15 protein-coding genes, 1 tRNA gene and 1 pseudogene are annotated in these 17,300 nt (G+C 47.3%); 9 read left to right on the plus strand and 8 right to left on the minus strand.

From position 1 onward, the window contains the following. Positions 1 to 54: 54 nt before the first annotated feature. The 3 genes and pseudogenes from BGP75_RS27875 to BGP75_RS21520 all read right to left on the minus strand — a co-directional run bounded on the left by BGP75_RS27875 (position 55) and on the right by BGP75_RS21520 (position 720). Positions 55 to 252 carry a transposase gene (locus BGP75_RS27875; RefSeq protein ID WP_076720989.1) on the minus strand — a complete coding sequence of 66 codons (198 nt, stop codon included), beginning with the start codon at positions 250 to 252 and terminating at the stop codon, positions 55 to 57. A 29-nt stretch (positions 253 to 281) separates the two neighbouring features. Further along, a pseudogene (locus tag BGP75_RS27880) lies at positions 282 to 470 on the minus strand (transposase); the annotation flags it as partial. A 173-nt stretch (positions 471 to 643) separates the two neighbouring features. Next, a tRNA-Arg gene (locus tag BGP75_RS21520) sits at positions 644 to 720 on the minus strand. A 548-nt stretch (positions 721 to 1,268) separates the two neighbouring features. Between BGP75_RS21520 and BGP75_RS21525 the strand changes: the two genes are divergently transcribed. The 3 genes from BGP75_RS21525 (at position 1,269) to BGP75_RS21535 (ending at position 3,422) form a co-directional block, all read left to right on the plus strand. After that, positions 1,269 to 1,730 carry a DUF6942 family protein gene (locus BGP75_RS21525; protein ID WP_076720991.1) on the plus strand — a complete coding sequence of 154 codons (462 nt, stop codon included), beginning with the start codon at positions 1,269 to 1,271 and terminating at the stop codon, positions 1,728 to 1,730. Between the two features lie 233 nt (positions 1,731 to 1,963). Further along, positions 1,964 to 2,281 (plus strand): YebG family protein, encoded by a 318-nt coding sequence (locus BGP75_RS21530; protein WP_076720992.1) that lies wholly within the window; start codon positions 1,964 to 1,966, stop codon positions 2,279 to 2,281. Between the two features lie 232 nt (positions 2,282 to 2,513). After that, a complete protein-coding gene (locus BGP75_RS21535) occupies positions 2,514 to 3,422 on the plus strand; it encodes a DMT family transporter (RefSeq protein WP_076720993.1) in 909 nt (302 codons plus the stop codon). 106 nt (positions 3,423 to 3,528) lie between these two features. Here BGP75_RS21535 and rep read toward each other — a convergent pair whose 3' ends face one another. Further along, entirely contained in the window at positions 3,529 to 5,547 is a 2,019-nt protein-coding gene (gene rep, locus BGP75_RS21540) for a DNA helicase Rep (RefSeq protein ID WP_076720994.1), read from the minus strand. A 372-nt stretch (positions 5,548 to 5,919) separates the two neighbouring features. On the opposite strand from rep, the gene BGP75_RS21545 reads away from it, so the two are divergent. Next, positions 5,920 to 7,623 (plus strand): GGDEF domain-containing response regulator, encoded by a 1,704-nt coding sequence (locus BGP75_RS21545; protein ID WP_158070153.1) that lies wholly within the window; start codon positions 5,920 to 5,922, stop codon positions 7,621 to 7,623. A 78-nt stretch (positions 7,624 to 7,701) separates the two neighbouring features. Here BGP75_RS21545 and BGP75_RS21550 read toward each other — a convergent pair whose 3' ends face one another. From BGP75_RS21550 to BGP75_RS21565, 4 genes are all read right to left on the minus strand, one after another. Beyond that, the gene (locus tag BGP75_RS21550) at positions 7,702 to 9,213 is read right to left on the minus strand and encodes a YifB family Mg chelatase-like AAA ATPase (RefSeq protein ID WP_076720996.1); all 1,512 of its coding nucleotides are present in this window, start codon (positions 9,211 to 9,213) and stop codon (positions 7,702 to 7,704) included. 72 nt (positions 9,214 to 9,285) lie between these two features. Continuing rightward, on the minus strand, positions 9,286 to 11,220 hold the full coding sequence (locus BGP75_RS21555; RefSeq protein ID WP_076720997.1) for a bifunctional diguanylate cyclase/phosphodiesterase: 1,935 nt from the start codon (positions 11,218 to 11,220) through the stop codon (positions 9,286 to 9,288). Further along, entirely contained in the window at positions 11,220 to 11,735 is a 516-nt protein-coding gene (locus tag BGP75_RS21560) for a hypothetical protein (RefSeq protein ID WP_083704971.1), read from the minus strand. The genes BGP75_RS21555 and BGP75_RS21560 overlap by 1 nt, the downstream gene beginning before the upstream one ends. 99 nt (positions 11,736 to 11,834) lie before the next feature. Next, the gene (locus tag BGP75_RS21565; protein ID WP_076720998.1) at positions 11,835 to 12,131 is read right to left on the minus strand and encodes an accessory factor UbiK family protein; all 297 of its coding nucleotides are present in this window, start codon (positions 12,129 to 12,131) and stop codon (positions 11,835 to 11,837) included. Between the two features lie 383 nt (positions 12,132 to 12,514). Here BGP75_RS21565 and glnK (BGP75_RS21575) point away from each other — a divergent pair, with 383 nt between their 5' ends. From glnK (BGP75_RS21575) to astA, 5 genes are all read left to right on the plus strand, one after another. Further along, on the plus strand, positions 12,515 to 12,853 hold the full coding sequence (gene glnK, locus BGP75_RS21575; protein WP_076721000.1) for a P-II family nitrogen regulator: 339 nt from the start codon (positions 12,515 to 12,517) through the stop codon (positions 12,851 to 12,853). A 131-nt stretch (positions 12,854 to 12,984) separates the two neighbouring features. Further along, the gene (locus BGP75_RS21580; protein WP_076721001.1) at positions 12,985 to 14,244 is read left to right on the plus strand and encodes an ammonium transporter; all 1,260 of its coding nucleotides are present in this window, start codon (positions 12,985 to 12,987) and stop codon (positions 14,242 to 14,244) included. A 278-nt stretch (positions 14,245 to 14,522) separates the two neighbouring features. Beyond that, positions 14,523 to 14,861 carry a P-II family nitrogen regulator gene (glnK, locus tag BGP75_RS21585; RefSeq protein ID WP_076721002.1) on the plus strand — a complete coding sequence of 113 codons (339 nt, stop codon included), beginning with the start codon at positions 14,523 to 14,525 and terminating at the stop codon, positions 14,859 to 14,861. A 295-nt stretch (positions 14,862 to 15,156) separates the two neighbouring features. Next, positions 15,157 to 15,954, plus strand: coding sequence for a TSUP family transporter (locus tag BGP75_RS21590; protein ID WP_076721003.1), 798 nt, complete (start codon positions 15,157 to 15,159; stop codon positions 15,952 to 15,954). A gap of 291 nt (positions 15,955 to 16,245) precedes the next feature. Next, positions 16,246 to 17,265 carry an arginine N-succinyltransferase gene (gene astA / locus BGP75_RS21595; RefSeq protein ID WP_076721004.1) on the plus strand — a complete coding sequence of 340 codons (1,020 nt, stop codon included), beginning with the start codon at positions 16,246 to 16,248 and terminating at the stop codon, positions 17,263 to 17,265. Positions 17,266 to 17,300: the final 35 nt, after the last annotated feature.

A 17,300-nucleotide genomic window follows, 5' to 3' on the forward strand; every position in this document is an offset into this window, starting at 1 on the left:
TTCAGAGATCATGACCTTAGCTGGCGAGCAGCCCTGGTAACAGGTGGGGTTTATTTACCGCTTACGATAATACAGCGCCTTACCCAATGCGCTTTTTGGCGGCACCTGTGGCAATGATTTTTCCAGCCATTTTCGCAGATTCGCTAGTATCTTCTGGCTTTGCTGCTGGCGGACCTCCAATTGCTTGTCTGGTGGCTGATCAGTGATCTGCTTTTCGATCCGGTACAGCTTCTGGATATAAGATAGCCCCATTTGGGCCTTCCCGGCTTTTGGGGCTTTCCCTGGGCTTTAATCGCTTCATCAAACTTGCGCCGGGCGTGAGCCCAGCAGCCCTGGTTGATTACTCCATCCTGACGCCCGATCGCTGCGTACCCTTCATAGCCATCGGTTTGCAGATATCCTTTATAACCGGCTAGCAATCGCTCAGAAACACTGCCGCTACGGCTGGGGTCGTAGTCAAAGAGTGTCACCCGTTGGTCGCTATTGCCTCCAACCGAGAGGACAAGCTATATGACGACAGGGATGTTGCTGCAGAAGCATAGATAGATACCATGCAATCGAATTTGCGCACTACAATATGCACTAAAAATCAGGAAGGCATTATTATAAGTAGGATGTTTTTCGTGTAACTGTTTGATTTTATTGGCGCGCCTGGAGGGATTCGAACCCCCGACCAACAGGATCGGAACCTGCTACTCTATCCAGCTGAGCTACAGGCGCACAGGGAACTCTTTCGAGAGGGACGTATTCTACTCAGGTCGTTTGTTTCCAGCAAGCACTAAAACCTGCGTTCTACCCCATCCAGAGTCATTTAACAGTCTACTTGTTGTTCGTTGGGATAAGTAATTTAGTTGCTCATGGAGGGGATCTTTAGAGCGGGTATTTGATTGTCGATAACAAGATCACTAAAGCTAGAGTTAAGGCAAAACCAATAACTGTCTTAAGAATAATGTTTGGCCATTTTCGATTTCTGCTTCGTAATTCCAACTCATATTGCAGCATCCCTATGTTATCGTGGTAGCCTAGCAGCTCTGATTTTCTTGATCATTTTTTGATCCATTGACAGCAGTACGGCACAGACGTATTTGCTTTCTTCGCTGAGTCTTTTCTCTGGTCCGTGTTCTGACACCTGATATCCTTCTTCTCTACGAATGTGTTGTTAATCATACAATTAAAGATAAGTCTGCAAAAGTGGGTCTGCTGGACGGGCTTTAAGTTTATAAGTCTGGCAAAATACCGGTATTACTGCTGCGAGTTGATTTCTTTTAATGCCGATAAACATTCTTGGCAGCTCTGAACCTGAGCTTGTTCTCTACCTTCCAAATCCTCCATTATTGCCTTCGGAACAGCTAATGGGTGCCTCAGGCTCGGGGCTGAATATCCCGGAGTTGATTGAATTGAACGGTAATCACTGGCGCAAGATTCTGACGATTTTGGCAAAGATCTGCGCTCCTGATGGTGATTGGCGACAGTATCGCGATCATCAGTTGCTTAAGCAAAAAGAAGCTGTCTGTTTTGGTGACTCGCTGTTGTCTCAGCCTGCTCAACACTTAGTGGCTGGAAAGGCAAGTTGGGAGCGTCTAGGGTTGGAGACGCATGATTTTGTGGCCGTTGATGACCAACAGCGGGCGTGGAAGCGAGATCAGGTATTTTTGGTTCCGTATCTCGATTATCGACAATTTCCCAATGCACTCGTGGATAAGATCAAACACTGCTTGAATGTCACTTAATCTATGCTGCCTGCTCGCTAAGCTGCGAAAGGTTTGGTCAGCGCCTGCTATCTCCCCTTTACATCCTCATTGTTGACGGTTTATCTGAACTATACTTGTTATTGTTCTTATCGCTGTATGCAGGGCTTTGTGACTCGGGCTTGCTCGTTGTTCAGTCTGGGGACAATAACGGCCGTGCAGTTAACACCGGTACCTGATGATAATGGTACTTGAGATACGTCATGGTCCCTCCTATGAAATTTCAAAAGAAGACCGTCTACATCTATGAGATAAACGGTAAAGAAAAGATCAAAATTACCAATGCTGTTGATGCCAAGAAATGGGACGAAATATTTGCGGTTGCCGAGAAATTGGACGCTGTGCTGCAAAAGAATGATTTGGGCTTTAAGCTGGACGATAATGAACGTAGTGAGCTTTGTCTCTATCTGGCAAAAAATAAGGATGAAATCTCAGCCGCGTTAAAAGACTCTCCCGGTAAAGCTGAAGTGATGGATCGGATAGAAGTTCCCGAACCTGCTATTCCATCCTCCAAGGATGGTTTTAGCCTCTAAATATGGCGTTAATGTTTGTTGGACTCTTTGAGTAAGAAGGGTAGGTAGGCATACTTTGTTACCTATCTGTCTGCTCTTGCTTTCGTTCGTATAGTTCCGTCCGTATTTCTTGTGCCTCATCCTCTGCTTTTAAAAATACAGGTCCGATTATGGCCAGCAATCCAGTTGTCGGGCGATTACATTATGCGAGAGTTGTTGATATTTACCTGATCTTAACGTTGAGCCATACCTAATGACTGCTATCAATGTCCGAGACTTAATTTTGCTGGCTGCCCTTTGGGGAGCATCATTTCTCTTTATGCGAATGGGGGCTGGAGAGTTTGGCCCCATTCCTCTGATTGAGCTTCGAGTTGGCATTGCGGCACTTTTTTTGCTGCCGATGCTGTCCTGGCGGCGAGATCTTCCAATATTGAGAGAAAATGGGCTGGCATTGCTTATCGTTGGTGCGACCAACTCGGCATTACCTTTCTGTCTGATTGCCTATTCGATGCTTTATGTAACGGCCGGGTTTGCATCGATACTGAATGCGACGGCCCCCATGTTTGGGGCAATTATCGCCTTTATCTGGTATCAGCAGCGGATGACCCTGTTTCAACTGGCTGGTTTGTCGATTGGTTTTGCGGGTGTGGTTTTACTGGTCTGGGGAAGGGCTTCATTCAATTTGGCTGGTGATTCTATTTTGGGTGATGAAACCATAGCGATTGCTGCAGGGCTTGTAGCCGCACTTTTTTATGGAATTGCTGCCAACTATTCAAAGTCACGATTAAGTGCTGTCAGTCCCTTGGTTAATGCAACCGGAAGTCAGGTGGGGGCCGCTCTGTTATTGCTGCCGTTTGCACTGCTAACCTGGCCTCAGCAATCCCCACCGCTAATGAGTTGGTTGGCGGTCATAGTTCTAGGGGTAGCTTGCACGGGTATTGCTTACTTACTCTACTTCAGGTTGATTGCTTCTGCCGGGCCGCAAAAAGCGATTGCGGTGACTTATCTGGTTCCGGCGTTTGGCATGGTCTGGGGGGCGTTCTTTCTGGAGGAAACTATTACTCTGGAAATGATCCTGGCTTGCGCTGTGATTCTGTTGGGGACGGCGTTAACTACAGGGATGTTAAAGCCCCAGGCTTTGCGGCTGATCTGGGGCAGATAAACATCGCTGTAATTTGGCCATGGTTTAGCTTAGCTATTGCATCTCGCAACTAAGTTATTCGATGTAATCATTTAGTTACTAGCCGTCTGGTTAGATGCTGTCTGACCTAAAAATCACTCAGCAGATCTTTGAGTCCGCTGAGAGTCGCCCGGCCTCGCGCCGCATTGGCTTCGGGGCTTGTTTCGTTACGGCCTTCCCATTCCAGGTCTTCTTCCGGTAGTTCGTCCAGAAAACGGCTGGGAGAGGTATCAGATACCTCTCCAAATTGCTTGCGCTGCTTAGCCAGTGTCATTGTCAGGGTTTTCCTCGCTCGGGTAATACCCACGTAGGCAAGCCGACGCTCTTCATCAATAAAGTCATCTTCAATACTGTTCCGGTGAGGCAGTATCTCTTCCTCGAGTCCCATCAGGAAAACGTGAGGAAACTCCAAACCCTTGGACGCATGGAGTGTCATCAGTTGTACACGATCCGAGTCGTCTTCCTCCTCTTGACGTTCCATCATGTCAATCAGCAGCAGGCGTGCGACGGCCTCATCAATACCAGCATTATCGTCATCTTCTCTTAGCCGTTCCAATGTGCGTTCCAGTGATTCCACCAAAAACCAGACGTTGGCCATGCGTTTTTCTGCCTGGGCATCACTGCTGCTGTTTTGAGATAACCAGCCCTCATAGTCGATATCACGGATCATCTGTTGGATTGTTGTTATCGGGTTATCCCTGTAACAACGTTCGTAAGTTCGTTGCATCCATTCGCCAAACTGACGCAATTTATGGATGCTTTTTTCGGGTAGCCATTGAGAAAGCCCTACTTCTGAGCAGGCCGCAAATAAACTTATGTTGCGTTCGCCCGCATAATGACTGAGCTTTTCCAATGTACCGGGCCCAATTTCCCGTCGGGGGAGATTGATGATGCGTAGAAAGGCATTATCATCATCCGGATTAATCAGTACTTTCAGATAGGACATAACATCCTTTACTTCTGCGCGTGAGAAAAAAGAGGTTCCGCCACTGATTTTGTAAGGAATCTGATAGTTCTGTAATTTCATTTCGATCAGCCGGGACTGGTGGTTGCCACGATAGAGTACGGCATAGTCCTTATAGCTGTTCTTTCTCCGCATTCTCTGGTCGATGATTTCTGTGGCAATCCGATCTGACTCGGCGTCTTCGTTACGGCAGAAAATAACTTTCAAGGGCTCACCAACACCCATGTCACTCCAGAGCTTTTTCTCAAACTCATGAGGGTTATTGGCGATTAGTACGTTGGCAGCTTTTAGAATGCGGCTGGTGGAACGGTAATTCTGTTCAAGCATGACGACTTTCAAGCTTGGGAAGTCATGTTTTAACTGCATCAGGTTTTCAGGGCGGGCACCGCGCCATGCATAGATTGATTGATCATCATCACCGACGACGGTCAGGCCTGTACGGTGACCTACCAGCAATTTAACCAGCAGGTACTGGCTGATATTGGTGTCCTGATATTCGTCTACCAACAGGTAATGAATGCGCTGTTGCCATCGATTCAGCACTTCTGGATTGTTTTTAAACAGCAGAGTGGGAATCAAAATCAGATCATCAAAATCAACCCCGTTATAAGCCCTTAGCTGTCGGTTGTAATTCTCATAGACCCTTGCCGCCAACTCTTCGTTAGGGTTCTGGGCTATTTCTTGTGCCTGTTTGGGCCCAACCAAGTCATTTTTCCAGTTGGAGATACTGTGCTGGATATAGTCCACCAGATCAGTTTCATCGAGGGAGTCCCGCATCATCAGATCACGGATCATTGATGAAGCGTCCTGAGCATCAAATATTGAAAAACCCGGTTTAAAGCCTAAAAGTTTATGCTCTTTGCGAATGATATTGAGCCCAAGGTTATGAAAGGTAGAAACGGTTAATCCTCGAGAGGCAGGTCCCTTAACAAGCTTCCCAACGCGTTCTTTCATTTCCCTTGAGGCTTTATTGGTAAAGGTAACAGCAGCTATATGGCGAGCTTTGATGCCACATTCTTCAATCAGATAGGCAATCTTACGGGTGATAACACTGGTTTTGCCACTTCCGGCACCAGCTAGAACGAGTAATGGTCCACCTACGTAGTGGACTGCCTCACTTTGACGGGGATTAAGCTGACTCACAAAAAAACCTAAATATAATGAATCCCGGGCCGATAGCTACCGGATGTAGCTGCCGAAAAACTAATAACGGAAAGTAACGATTGGAAGCAGCATTGTATCAGTCAGGATAAGTATCGAGAATGACCAGATGAGTATCGATCTTGTTTTACCTAGCACTGCTTGCTTGACATTAAGCTTGACAAGATATAAAACAGTTGCTTGAAGCGTAAACTTAAAGTAATACTCTAACTTTGTATTGGAACGGGTCGAACAAATTGGTGTTCTCCGTCTAAATATGTAACCCTGTTTGCTCGGGAAGGGACCAGCAGCAGACAGTCGTGGGTCAATGTCTCTATGTCATCGATTGAATACAGTATTGGAAAAAATAGTACTATGCGTACTGTTTCGATACTTGTAGTCGATCCTTTTCCTGCCACCTCCCATTTGATACACGATCTCCTGCAGCAGGACAATGACAGTCATTATCAGGTCAATTGGTGCACCAGCATCAAAGAGGCACTGACAGAACCGCGGGATCCTCCAGCCGATCTTATTTTTCTTGATCACGGACTGGAGCAGAGTGAGCATAAGAATTACCTGGGCTTAGCCCGCCGCAACCGATTTCCAATCCCGATCGTATTGATCGGTGACACCATCGATATCAAGGAAGAGCAGGCTCAGATTGAGGCCGGAGCCTCTGACTATCTGGCTCGGGAAGAACTCACGCTCTATAACCTGAAACGCTCTATCCGTTACGCCTGGGATCTTCAGGAGCGCGAGTCCCGCATTGCGGAACTTATGGACTATGACGAACTGACGGGGGCTCCCAATCGACAAAACTTTTATGGTCGTCTGATGCAGCGTCTGGATCATGCCAATGCCAGCGGTCAACAGGTTGGTCTGATGATGCTGAACATTGATGGTTTTAAGAAGGTGAATAATTCCCTTGGCCATCTTATTGGTGATCTGACCATCAAGGAAGTGGCGTTACGGCTGCAGCAATCGCTAAAGCCGGGGCAGCAGTTAGCTAGGATCAGTGAAGATCAGTTCACTATCAGTATTATCAGCCGTAACGCCCGGGCTGAACTGGAAACCTTGATTGATCGTATTCGACAGCTGCATCGCATGCCTTATCAGCAGCTTGAGCGAAAGGTAATACTTGGTTGTAGTATGGGCTGTGCTGTTTTCCCGGAAACCGGCCAGGATTTGGATGAACTGCTGCGTCATGCCGGGACAGCGATGCATCAGGCTAAAAAAGAGCGTGGTTCCAGCTTCCGCTTTTACAGTGAAGGTCTTGATACGGATATCGCCAATCAGATTGCTCTGGAGCCAGAGCTTCTATCTGCGCTACGGCGTCAACAGTTTGTCTTGCATTATCAACCTCGAATTGACCTGAACAGTCAGAGTATCGTAGGTGCCGAAGCGCTTATTCGATGGCAGCATCCGACGCGGGGTCTGCTTCATCCCGGTGAATTTATTCCGCTGGCGGAGAAAACCGGATTGATAGTGCCCATGGGATATTGGGTCGTGTACCGGGCCTGTAAGGATCTGGAAGCGTTGCAGAGCCAGGGTATGGAGCTTCAAAGAATGGGGATTAATCTGTCATTCCGGCAGTTCCAGGATGATACGTTGCTCCCGACAATCCAACGATTAATCAGCCATGCGGATGTGGACCCAAGCCTGTTGGAATTCGAATTAACTGAAACAGCTGTTGCGTTGAACGAGGTCCACGTAGGCCATTGTATCCGTGAGTTAAGTAAACTGGGCTTAACTTTTTCTCTGGACGATTTCGGTACTGGCTATTCTTCCTTTGCTCATCTGCAAAAACTGCCGATCAATACGCTGAAAATTGACCGTTCATTTATCAGCGGCGTAATCGATAATCCTGATGATGCAGAAATTGTCCGCGCTATCATTAATCTGGCCCACAATTTACGCAAGGATGTGATTGCCGAGGGGGCTGAAACTCCAGAGCAGGTTGCATTCCTTAAAGATAATCAGTGTGATCAGGTACAGGGCTATTATTATAGCCCACCGGTCAACTTTGAAGCCTTTAGAGAAATGCTCTGTGAAGGTCTTCAGGAAGCAACCGGCTGACGCCTGCTCTACTATGACCTCTAAGCAATCACCTCTGCGCTACTTCTTCTGAGCTATTTCCGCTGGGCAGAAAGCCGCTTAAGGGCTGGAACTTCTTTCCTGTTTCCGATAACTCAGGGACTCCAGAAGGTGTGATCGTTCAATTATATCTTTACCTTCCAGGTCTGCTAATGTCCGGGCGACGCGCAATACTCGATGATAAGCTCTTGCTGACAGGCCAAAGTTTTCAAGTGCCTGTTCCATTAATTTTCGGTTTGCTTCTGATAAGCAACAATCCTGTTCAATTTCTTTTGTATTTAATTGACTGTTCTCTTTGCCACGGCGGTTATACTGGCGTTCTCTAGCATGCTGTACCCGCGCTAAAATTTTGGCTGAAGCTTCACCCTCCGGGGCTGGAGCTGTTAACTCTCCGTGTTTCAGCGCGACCACTTCGATGTGTAAATCCAGCCTGTCCAGCAGCGGGCCGGAGATACGGCTTTGATAACGACGAACCTTGTCGGCCGAGCACTGACAACGGCCACTGGAATCACCGGCATAGCCACAGGGGCATGGATTCATGGCGGCGATCATCTGAAAACTGGCCGGGTAAGTGACTTGCCGTGAGGCTCTGGATATGCAAATTTCACCGGATTCTAAAGGTTCACGCAGTACTTCCAGCACACGTCGATCAAACTCTGGTAACTCATCCAGAAACAGAACTCCCTGATGAGCTAAAGATATTTCTCCAGGTTTCGGGGAACTGCCACCACCGACCAAAGCAACTCCGGAGGCTGTGTGATGGGGGGCTCGAAAAGGGCGTTGCTGCCATTGCTCGGGGTTTAACGTCTGACCGCTAATGGATCGGATAGCTGCCACCTGTAATTGTTCGGCTCTGGACATTGGCGGCAGCAGGCCTCCCAGTCGACTGGCAAGCATGGTTTTTCCGGTTCCCGGGGGACCTACCATAAGAAGGCTGTGGCGACCTGCTGCGGCCACCTCTAACGCCCTTTTAGCTTGATACTGGCCTCGCACATCAGCCATATCCTTTGCCGTCTGCGGCGGTACCCTTATCTCAATATAAGGCTCTAATGTTAATGATTGCTGACCATTCAAATGAGCACAGACACCAAGCAAGTGATCAGCTCCCAACAGTTTGGCCTGCTCGACCATAGCCGCCTCAACAGCATTTGCTTTGGGTAACAGTAAGGTTCGACCTGAGCCAGCCACCTGTATTGCTGCAGGAATGGCTCCGGGAACGGGTCGAACCTCACCAGACAGAGCCAGCTCTCCGATGACTTCGTAATGGTCGAGAACGTTTGCGGGTAATTGTCCTGATGCTGAGAGAATTCCCAAGGCAATTGCCAGGTCATAGCGCCCACCTTCCTTAGGCAAGTCTGCGGGGGCCAGATTAACAGTGATGCGCCTGAGCGGGTATTCAAACTGGGCATTAATCAGAGCACTGCGGACCCTGTCTTTGCTCTCTTTAACAGCCGTTTCAGGTAGTCCCACAATGGAGAGGCCTGGCAGGCCGTTTGTCAGGTGAACTTCGACGGTGACTAGTGGGGCTTCGATACCGAGCTGCGCCCGGCTGTGAACAATCGCTAAAGACATGCAGAACCTTCCCTGGTCTGGTGAGTATTGTCATCAGATACCCTGGCGGGTACCTCCGTTTACATGACTGATTTATCCTGTATTCTCGATATTGGTTAGATTACCACAAGAAAACAACAATTTGTCTGCTCCTTGTTGTTTGAGCAGTTCAGCCATCTCGTTAGGCTGTACGGGCCGTGATAACAGATACCCTTGTCCATAGTGACAGCCTTCAAGGCAAAGGTCTTTTAAGTTTTTTTCAGCTTCGATTCCTTCAGCCACCACCTGCAGCTCCAGGCTCTGGGCCAAGCTGAGAATGGTACGAATAAAGCGAAGGTCTGTTGGTATATTGTTCAGATCCTGAACAAAGGATTTATCAATCTTTAATTTTTGCACCGGTAGTCGTTTTAAATGGCTTAAGGATGAATACCCGGTGCCGAAATCATCCAAAGCCAGGCTGATATCCAGCGCCCGTAATTTTTTTAGAATGTCGGGAGATGTTTCAATATCCCGCATAGTGGTATCTTCAGTCACTTCCAATACCAGCAAATTGGCGTCCATGCCGCTGACGGCTAAGGCTTTTTTTACAGCCCCTACCAGATCATACTGTGTGTACATTGTCGGTGAGATATTTACACTTACTGACAGTGACGGCAGTTGTTGTTCAATCCAGCGCTGATTTTGTCGGCAAGCTTGCTCCAGCACCCAGCAATTTAGCTGATTAGCCAGCCCGAACTGCTCTGCAATAGACACTACTTCCAAGGGCGATATATAACCGTAATCTTCATGATGCCAGCGTAACAACGCTTCAGTAGCTTCTATTTTTCCGGTATTGAGGTTAACAATAGGCTGGTAGAAAAGGGCCAGCTGATTGTCTTTAATTGCAATACTCAGATCATTGGACAGCCGCTTTCGGCGAACGATTGCGGTGTTCATTTCCGGTTCAAAAAATCGGTAACTGATCCCATCATCCTTTTTAGCCAGGTACATCGCGGTGTCGGCGTTTATCAGCACTTGTTCTGCTTTTTCAGAATCGTTTGGAAAAAGACTGACACCAATACTGGCAGATGGGTACACCCGATTGTTGTTAAGCTCTATTGGTAGCATTATTTGTTTACAGATTCGTCGGGCCAGCCGCGCGCTGACATCCACATGATCGACTGCTTCCTGAATAACAGCAAATTCATCACCACCGAGCCGGGCCACGGTATCCTGTTGCCGGACACAGTCTTTCAATCGTCGGGCAACCTCGATAAGCAGCCTGTCTCCGGCACTATGTCCGTAAGAATCGTTAATTGTCTTAAAGTCATCCAGATCAATCAGGTAAATAGCCATCCGTGATCCTGCCCGCAGGCTTCGGGCTTCTGCAATTTTGAGCTGATCATGGAAAAACTTTCGATTGGGTAACCCGGTCATGGGATCATGCAGAGCCTGCGCACGACTTCGTGCATTTTCTCTCAATAACATCAACACCAGTACAGCACCACTGATCAGTAGGCCAAGAAAGAATATATGTTGTCTATCATGAGTTGATCGTAACTCAAGCAGCTTGGTACGACCGCTGAAGCTCTCAACATTAAATCGCCGAACAGCGGGAGCGAAAGTGCGGTAGCGTTCTCCGAGTTGCTCTGCCGTTTGAATATCAGCCACCTGAAGATTGAGAACCACCGGATCAACTTCCTTCATTAGTTGATCCAGTTTATTTAGCATCTCCTGGGCGCCTGGTAGCTCTCTTAGATGCTCGGTTTCTTCACCAACTCGCAGTACCTGTATTCTGCTCCAGAGTAAATCGAATCTGAGCATGAGGTCGTTAGGAGTACGCTCGCCTATGCGAAACAGGTCCAGCGTATTCAAAAACCTTAGCAGTTCACCCTCTAATTCTGAGGATGCCCAAGCTCCTGTTTTCAGTGTGACATCGAGAATTTTTGATGCCTCAGTGTAGCGCTGGTAGCTGATGATTGAACTGAAGGCAAAAATTGCAATGACTGCTAATAGAGATGTTACACGCAGATAACGCACGCGAAACATTACTTAACCTCGATGTGACGCAATTGCCAAACCATCCCTGCATGGTAATAAGTAGTGTTCAACTCGGGGTAATCGGACATTGGGTAGAGTAGCCAGATAGGCCCCTTATCCCGTACTTTCATCGGTTGGCCGTCTGACTCCAGTGCCAGTAAAATGGGATATTCAGCAATCGGATCAAGGTCGATCACTGAATGGTAATCGTTAAGAGCCCGGGCAATGAGTCGAGTGCCTTTAGCGCCAACATACTGAAGCAATTCACTCAGCAAAACCCCAGTATAAAGATGACTACCTTCGGTCCAGGGGGAGGCTGTTTTAAACTGATGCCTGGGTAGAGAGTCCAACATTGCCCGATCGAAATCAGCCTGACCTGGTTGATTACTGTGTGTAATGGCTCCACTGAGGGTCAGAATGACTGTCCCTTTGGGGCTGGGGAGATGGTCTGCAACGGCTGCAGGAACCAGAGTTATCCAAGTCAGTATGATTAACAGGCATCGCAGTTGAGCGGTAACATTCATGGTATGGTGGTGCTGCTCATATTATTTGGAATATATATCTAGCTTAGACTAATTCCCAAATGACGGCTGGACACCCCATCCCATATATTGGATAAACTTTTATTCAGGGTCTTTTTCAGCAGTCCTGGTGTCTTCGCTGGCAGCCTCAGTGCCCTGGTGCTGGGATTCCAGCTGCGCTACTCGCTTTTCCAGAGCTTCTACCAATGATCGGGTTCGCAGCAATACTTCCTGCTGGGTATCAAACTCCTCCCGAGTGACAAGATCCAGCCGGGAAAATGCACTCTGTAGAATTTGATTGGCACCTCGTTTTAGTTCTTCCTGGGTTTTCTGGGGGCCTTCCCCCAATAGCTGCACTAACTGTTCGTTCAGGCCTTCTAATAATTTGGGGGCAATCATGGTGATGTCCTGTTCTCAATATTTTCAAGTATCAGCGGTACTGGCAGAGAGAGTCATTCTGTCCCTGTCGTGACATGTACTGGTTGAATGGATTCTATCACGTTCTTATCAATAGGCTGGCCAAATTAATGTAGTTGCACCTTGAGGACCCATTCTGGTGCGTGCACTGAAACGGTGCCTTGTTTTTGTGCGATCAGGGGGCTTGTCAATAAGGCATATGCACTTTTATATCAAAATATATTTCTTATCTCTTTGAATTACATGGCTAAAAAAAGGTTGGCACAGGCTGTGCTAAATACAGATCAAGTATTACTGATGGTCGTCAGCCTTTGGCTTTTCCAGCGATACGGCCAAGAAAAGAATCCATTACCGGGAGATAAACCATGAAACTCATTTCGGCTGTGATAAAGCCTTTTAAGTTGGATGACGTGCGCGAAGCACTGTCGGAGATCGGTGTCCAGGGGATCACTGTTACAGAAGTCAAAGGTTTCGGTCGCCAGAAAGGCCATACGGAATTGTATCGTGGTGCAGAATATGTCGTTGATTTCCTACCGAAAGTAAAGCTGGAAGTTGCTGTTGGTGATGAGGTTGTTGATCAGGTGATTGAAGCTGTTGCTAAGACAGCGAATACCGGAAAGATCGGCGATGGCAAAATTTTTGTTACTCCACTGGAGCAGGCTATCCGTATTCGTACCGGTGAGACCGGTGACAGTGCGCTGTAATTATGTCGATATGGCGCTCAGCAAGATGACCTGAGATTCGGGTTACCAGAGCATTAAAAATAATAAAACCAGGCTTTTTTCAATTTTCAAATTCGGCATCTGCTTACTTAAAGATGCCATTGAGGCAAATCATGGAAAACCAAATTTTTGAATTGCAGTATGCAATGGACACCTTTTATTTTTTGGTGTGCGGTGCGTTAGTTATGTGGATGGCAGCAGGATTCTCCATGCTGGAGGCGGGCCTGGTGCGTTCCAAAAACACCACTGAAATCCTGACGAAAAACGTAGCGCTGTTCGCTATCTCCTGCATCATGTATCTGGTTGTAGGCTATGAGCTGATGTATGGCGGAGGACTCTTCCTGGCGGGCATTGAGTCGGTGGATGTGGATCAAGTCCTGGCTGATTCCAAAGAAAATGGCTTTGGTGGTGATTCTGTCTATTCAGGTGCGTCTGATTTCTTCTTCCAGGTTGTTTTTGTTGCCACGGCTATGTCCATTGTTTCTGGTGCCGTAGCAGAGCGTATGAAGCTCTGGGCGTTCCTGGCATTTGCCGTAGTCATGACCGGTATTATCTATCCGATGGAAGGAGCCTGGACCTGGAATGGCGCTGATGTCTTCGGAATGTATAACCTGGGTGATCTTGGTTTTTCTGATTTTGCCGGTTCCGGTATCGTTCATATGGCAGGTGCTGCCGCAGCCCTAGCCGGTGTGTTATTGCTTGGTGCACGTAAAGGCAAGTACGGTGCAAACGGCTCTGTTAATGCTATTCCGGGTGCTAACTTGCCGATGGCTACATTGGGAACCTTTATTCTTTGGATGGGTTGGTTCGGCTTTAACGGCGGTTCTGTACTGAAGTTGGGTGATGTTTCCAGTGCTCATTCTGTCGCGATGGTTTTTCTAAATACCAATGCAGCGGCTGCCGGTGGTGCGATTGCAGCGTTGATTACGGCTCGTATTCTGTTTGGCAAGGCTGACCTTACGATGTTGCTTAACGGTGCACTGGCTGGATTGGTTGCGATTACTGCTGAGCCTTCTACTCCTACGGCACTACAGGCTACTTTATTCGGTGCAATCGGTGGTGTTCTGGTAGTGTTCTCCATTGTAGGTCTGGACAAGTTGAAGATTGATGATCCAGTTGGTGCGATCTCTGTACACGGTGTGTGTGGTCTATTAGGTCTGTTGCTGGTGCCGGTGACTAACGGTGAGGTTAGCTTTAGTGGCCAGCTGATTGGTGCTGCGACCATTTTTGTCTGGGTGTTCGGGTTCAGTTTGGTTGTTTGGAGTATTCTGAAGGCTGTGATGGGAATCCGTGTCAGCGAAGAAGAGGAGTACGAGGGGGTTGATATTGCCGAGTGTGGTATGGAAGCTTATCCTGAGTTCACCAAATCCTAAAGAAGGTTTAACACAAGATTTAACAGGGTGCCCATAAGGCACCCTTTTTTATTTGAAGAAGACCAAGCTATCTTGTCTTCAAGCCCTGATCTCTTCCGCGCTTCAGCACTCTTCACTTTCCTTTGTAAAACTACGTTATACTAGGCCTCTATTTTTGGTTCTGGCTCAAGGATCGCTTGGCTCTGACTCTACAACGATTTACATTTGGTGGATGGAGAGAATGTTGCCAACAGGGGATTCCTGAACGGGAAAACAAAGTTTTTTGCAGGAGAGATAGAATGAAACTGGTCACAGCAGTTATCAAACCTTTCAAACTGGATGACGTTCGTGAGGCCCTTTCTGAAATTGGTATTCAGGGAATTACTGTCACCGAGGTTAAGGGTTTTGGTCGCCAGAAAGGCCATACTGAACTCTACCGTGGTGCTGAGTATGTCGTCGACTTTCTTCCTAAAGTTAAAATTGAAGCAGCCGTTGATGATGCTGTGGTAGAGCAGGTCATTGAAGCAATAACTCAGTCAGCCAATACCGGAAAGATTGGCGATGGCAAAATTTTTGTTTCCGCTCTGGAGCAAGTCGTGCGAATTCGTACGGGAGAGACTGGTACGGATGCTCTTTGATCAGCGTCGCTGATTCTGAGATTCATGACTGGCTATAGAATTGTCTATCGTAGGGCTTGTTTTTGAATCCCCTTTATTGATTTTGCTATAACAGAAAAGCACCTCCGGGTGCTTTTTTTGTGCCTATCAATCAAGCTCAACATCATTGCAGGGTGAATAGCGAGGCTCGCGATCGCTGAAAGTGCCGTTGCGGTTTAACGATTCCAAATAGGAATAGATCATCGGCCTGGATTTCTCTGTTTTTGTCCTGCTTCAAGCTGCTACAGTGACTGCACTACTGACAGCGGGGTGAAAAATGGAACTGGATATTGGACTCATTCTATTACTTTTTGTAACTGGATTAGTGGCAGGAGGGGTTGATGCTATTGCGGGCGGTGGTGGTCTGATCGCATTGCCTGTTTTACTGGCAACGGGGATGAATCCTGTAGAAGCGTTGGCAACAAATAAGCTTCAGGGTAGTTTTGGTACTTTTTCTGCCACCTATTACTTTGTAAGAAAAAAACTGGTCGATCTTAGGCAGATGCGGCTAATGATTGCCTGCACTTTTATCGGAGCTGTTAGCGGAACTCTGCTTATACAATTACTGGATGCGAATCTGCTTGCCTCTCTGATGCCTGTATTATTGGTGCTGATTGCGTTGTATTTTATGTTCTCTCCACGGATAAGCGATCAGGACACTGAAAAGCGTGTAGGTTCAGCACTGTTTGCACTGGTGTTCACAACGGCGATCGGGTTTTACGATGGTTTCTTTGGACCTGGGACGGGAGCATTTTTCGCCATTGCCTTTGTTTCGCTTGCAGGGTTTGGATTAGCTAAAGCCACGGCCCATACCAAAGTGCTGAACTTTACCTCCAATGTTGCTGCATTATTGTTCTTTGCCCTGGGTGGGCATATTGTCTGGATTGCAGGATTTATTATGGCAGCCGGGCAGTTTGTTGGCGGTCAGCTGGGGGCCAAAATGGTTGTCAGTAAAGGTACGACACTGGTTCGGCCATTAATAGTGACCATCACCTTGTTGATGTCTTTTAAGTTGCTGTTTGATCAGTTTGGGGATGAGGGGGTAGACCAGCTTTTGACTTGGTTGAGCATATGATTTGGTTGAATCTATCATCGAATAAAAAAGCAGCTTTGATTTTAATTCAGCTGTTTGTTGAGAAGTGTGTCAGTCGTTGCTGATGTCGTTGATCAAGGTAGCGATTCGCAGGATTGTGAAGCTTAATTGTTAAAACCTGTTCCCGTCGACACATCTTACTGCTTCCTTAACCAGGACAGCAGAGAGTCCTCTAATTCGGATGCTCATCGTCTAAACTTACCAGAATACCCAGGGACTTGATTGTAAGCCCCTCAGCTGGAACTCCCTTATCTTCAAGGAGGAGGGGCGACGATGAATATCATTCGGCCAATTACTCGCAATGATCTTGATACGCTGGTCTACATTGCCGAGCAAAGTGGACCTGGTTTCACTTCTTTACCCAATAATCGAGAATTACTGGAAAGGAAGATAGAGCATTCGCTGGCGGCAATGAGCCGTTCTATCAGTACCCCAGGGGAGGAAAGCTATTTATTTGTCATGGAGGACCTGGATAAACAGGCGGTTGTGGGTACCTGTGGAATTGAAGCAGCTGTGGGAACTAAGGAGCCTTGGTATCATTATCGCATTGGTACCATTGTTCATGCGTCTAGAGAGCTGGATGTTCACAATCGCTTTAAAACCCTCTACCTCTGCAATGATTACACTGGATACTCAGAAATCTGTACTCTTTATCTCAGTGCTGATTATCGTCACAGCCGAAATGGTAATCTGCTATCCAAGTCTCGCTTTTTGTTTATGGCTGAATTTCCAGAGCGTTTTTCCCACTATGTGATTGCTGAAATGCGTGGCCTGAGTGATGACAAGGGGTTGAGCCCTTTTTGGGAGGGGCTGGGCAAGCGATTCTTTTCGATGGAGTTTTCAGAAGCCGACTACCTTACTGGCATTGGCAACAAATCATTTATAGCTGAGTTGATGCCCAAGCATTCAATCTATATTCACTTGTTACCTGAGGCTTCTCGGGCTGCTATCAGCCAAGTGCATACAGATACTCAACCGGCGCGTAAAATGCTGGAGAATGAAGGTTTTCGATTTGAAGGCTATATCGATATTTTTGATGGGGGACCCACTCTTGCCTGCAATGTGAATGATATTCGAACCATCTGTGGCAGTCGTTACTATAAGGTGCATATTGACAAGTCAGCCCATTCTAAGCAGCCATTTATTGCGAGTAATACCAGTGTAGAAAACTTTCGCTGCGTACAGGCATCGCTGCGAACAGAGCCTCAAGGCAGCGTTTATCTGAATCCCCGGCAGGCTGATGCGTTGATGGTAGAACAAGGTGATTCACTGCGAATGCAACCTTTGAGTTAATTTCTTTTAGTACTCTGAAATTGGTAGCATGCTCA

It is taken from the genome of Motiliproteus sp. MSK22-1 (assembly GCF_001968815.1).
GTDB lineage: Bacteria > Pseudomonadota > Gammaproteobacteria > Pseudomonadales > Balneatricaceae > Motiliproteus.

Excerpts from the sequence above, each read along its gene's own strand:
- BGP75_RS27875 (WP_076720989.1), bottom strand. The coding sequence starts at position 252 with ATGGGGCTATCTTATATCCAGAAGCTGTACCGGATCGAAAAGCAGATC.
- BGP75_RS21525 (WP_076720991.1), top strand. The coding sequence starts at position 1,269 with ATGCCGATAAACATTCTTGGCAGCTCTGAACCTGAGCTTGTTCTCTAC.
- BGP75_RS21530 (WP_076720992.1), top strand. The coding sequence starts at position 1,964 with ATGAAATTTCAAAAGAAGACCGTCTACATCTATGAGATAAACGGTAAA.
- BGP75_RS21535 (WP_076720993.1), top strand. The coding sequence starts at position 2,514 with ATGACTGCTATCAATGTCCGAGACTTAATTTTGCTGGCTGCCCTTTGG.
- BGP75_RS21545 (WP_158070153.1), top strand. The coding sequence starts at position 5,920 with ATGCGTACTGTTTCGATACTTGTAGTCGATCCTTTTCCTGCCACCTCC.
- BGP75_RS21550 (WP_076720996.1), bottom strand. The coding sequence starts at position 9,213 with ATGTCTTTAGCGATTGTTCACAGCCGGGCGCAGCTCGGTATCGAAGCC.
- BGP75_RS21555 (WP_076720997.1), bottom strand. The coding sequence starts at position 11,220 with ATGTTTCGCGTGCGTTATCTGCGTGTAACATCTCTATTAGCAGTCATT.
- BGP75_RS21560 (WP_083704971.1), bottom strand. The coding sequence starts at position 11,735 with ATGAATGTTACCGCTCAACTGCGATGCCTGTTAATCATACTGACTTGG.
- BGP75_RS21565 (WP_076720998.1), bottom strand. The coding sequence starts at position 12,131 with ATGATTGCCCCCAAATTATTAGAAGGCCTGAACGAACAGTTAGTGCAG.
- glnK (WP_076721000.1), top strand. The coding sequence starts at position 12,515 with ATGAAACTCATTTCGGCTGTGATAAAGCCTTTTAAGTTGGATGACGTG.
- BGP75_RS21580 (WP_076721001.1), top strand. The coding sequence starts at position 12,985 with ATGGAAAACCAAATTTTTGAATTGCAGTATGCAATGGACACCTTTTAT.
- glnK (WP_076721002.1), top strand. The coding sequence starts at position 14,523 with ATGAAACTGGTCACAGCAGTTATCAAACCTTTCAAACTGGATGACGTT.
- BGP75_RS21590 (WP_076721003.1), top strand. The coding sequence starts at position 15,157 with ATGGAACTGGATATTGGACTCATTCTATTACTTTTTGTAACTGGATTA.
- astA (WP_076721004.1), top strand. The coding sequence starts at position 16,246 with ATGAATATCATTCGGCCAATTACTCGCAATGATCTTGATACGCTGGTC.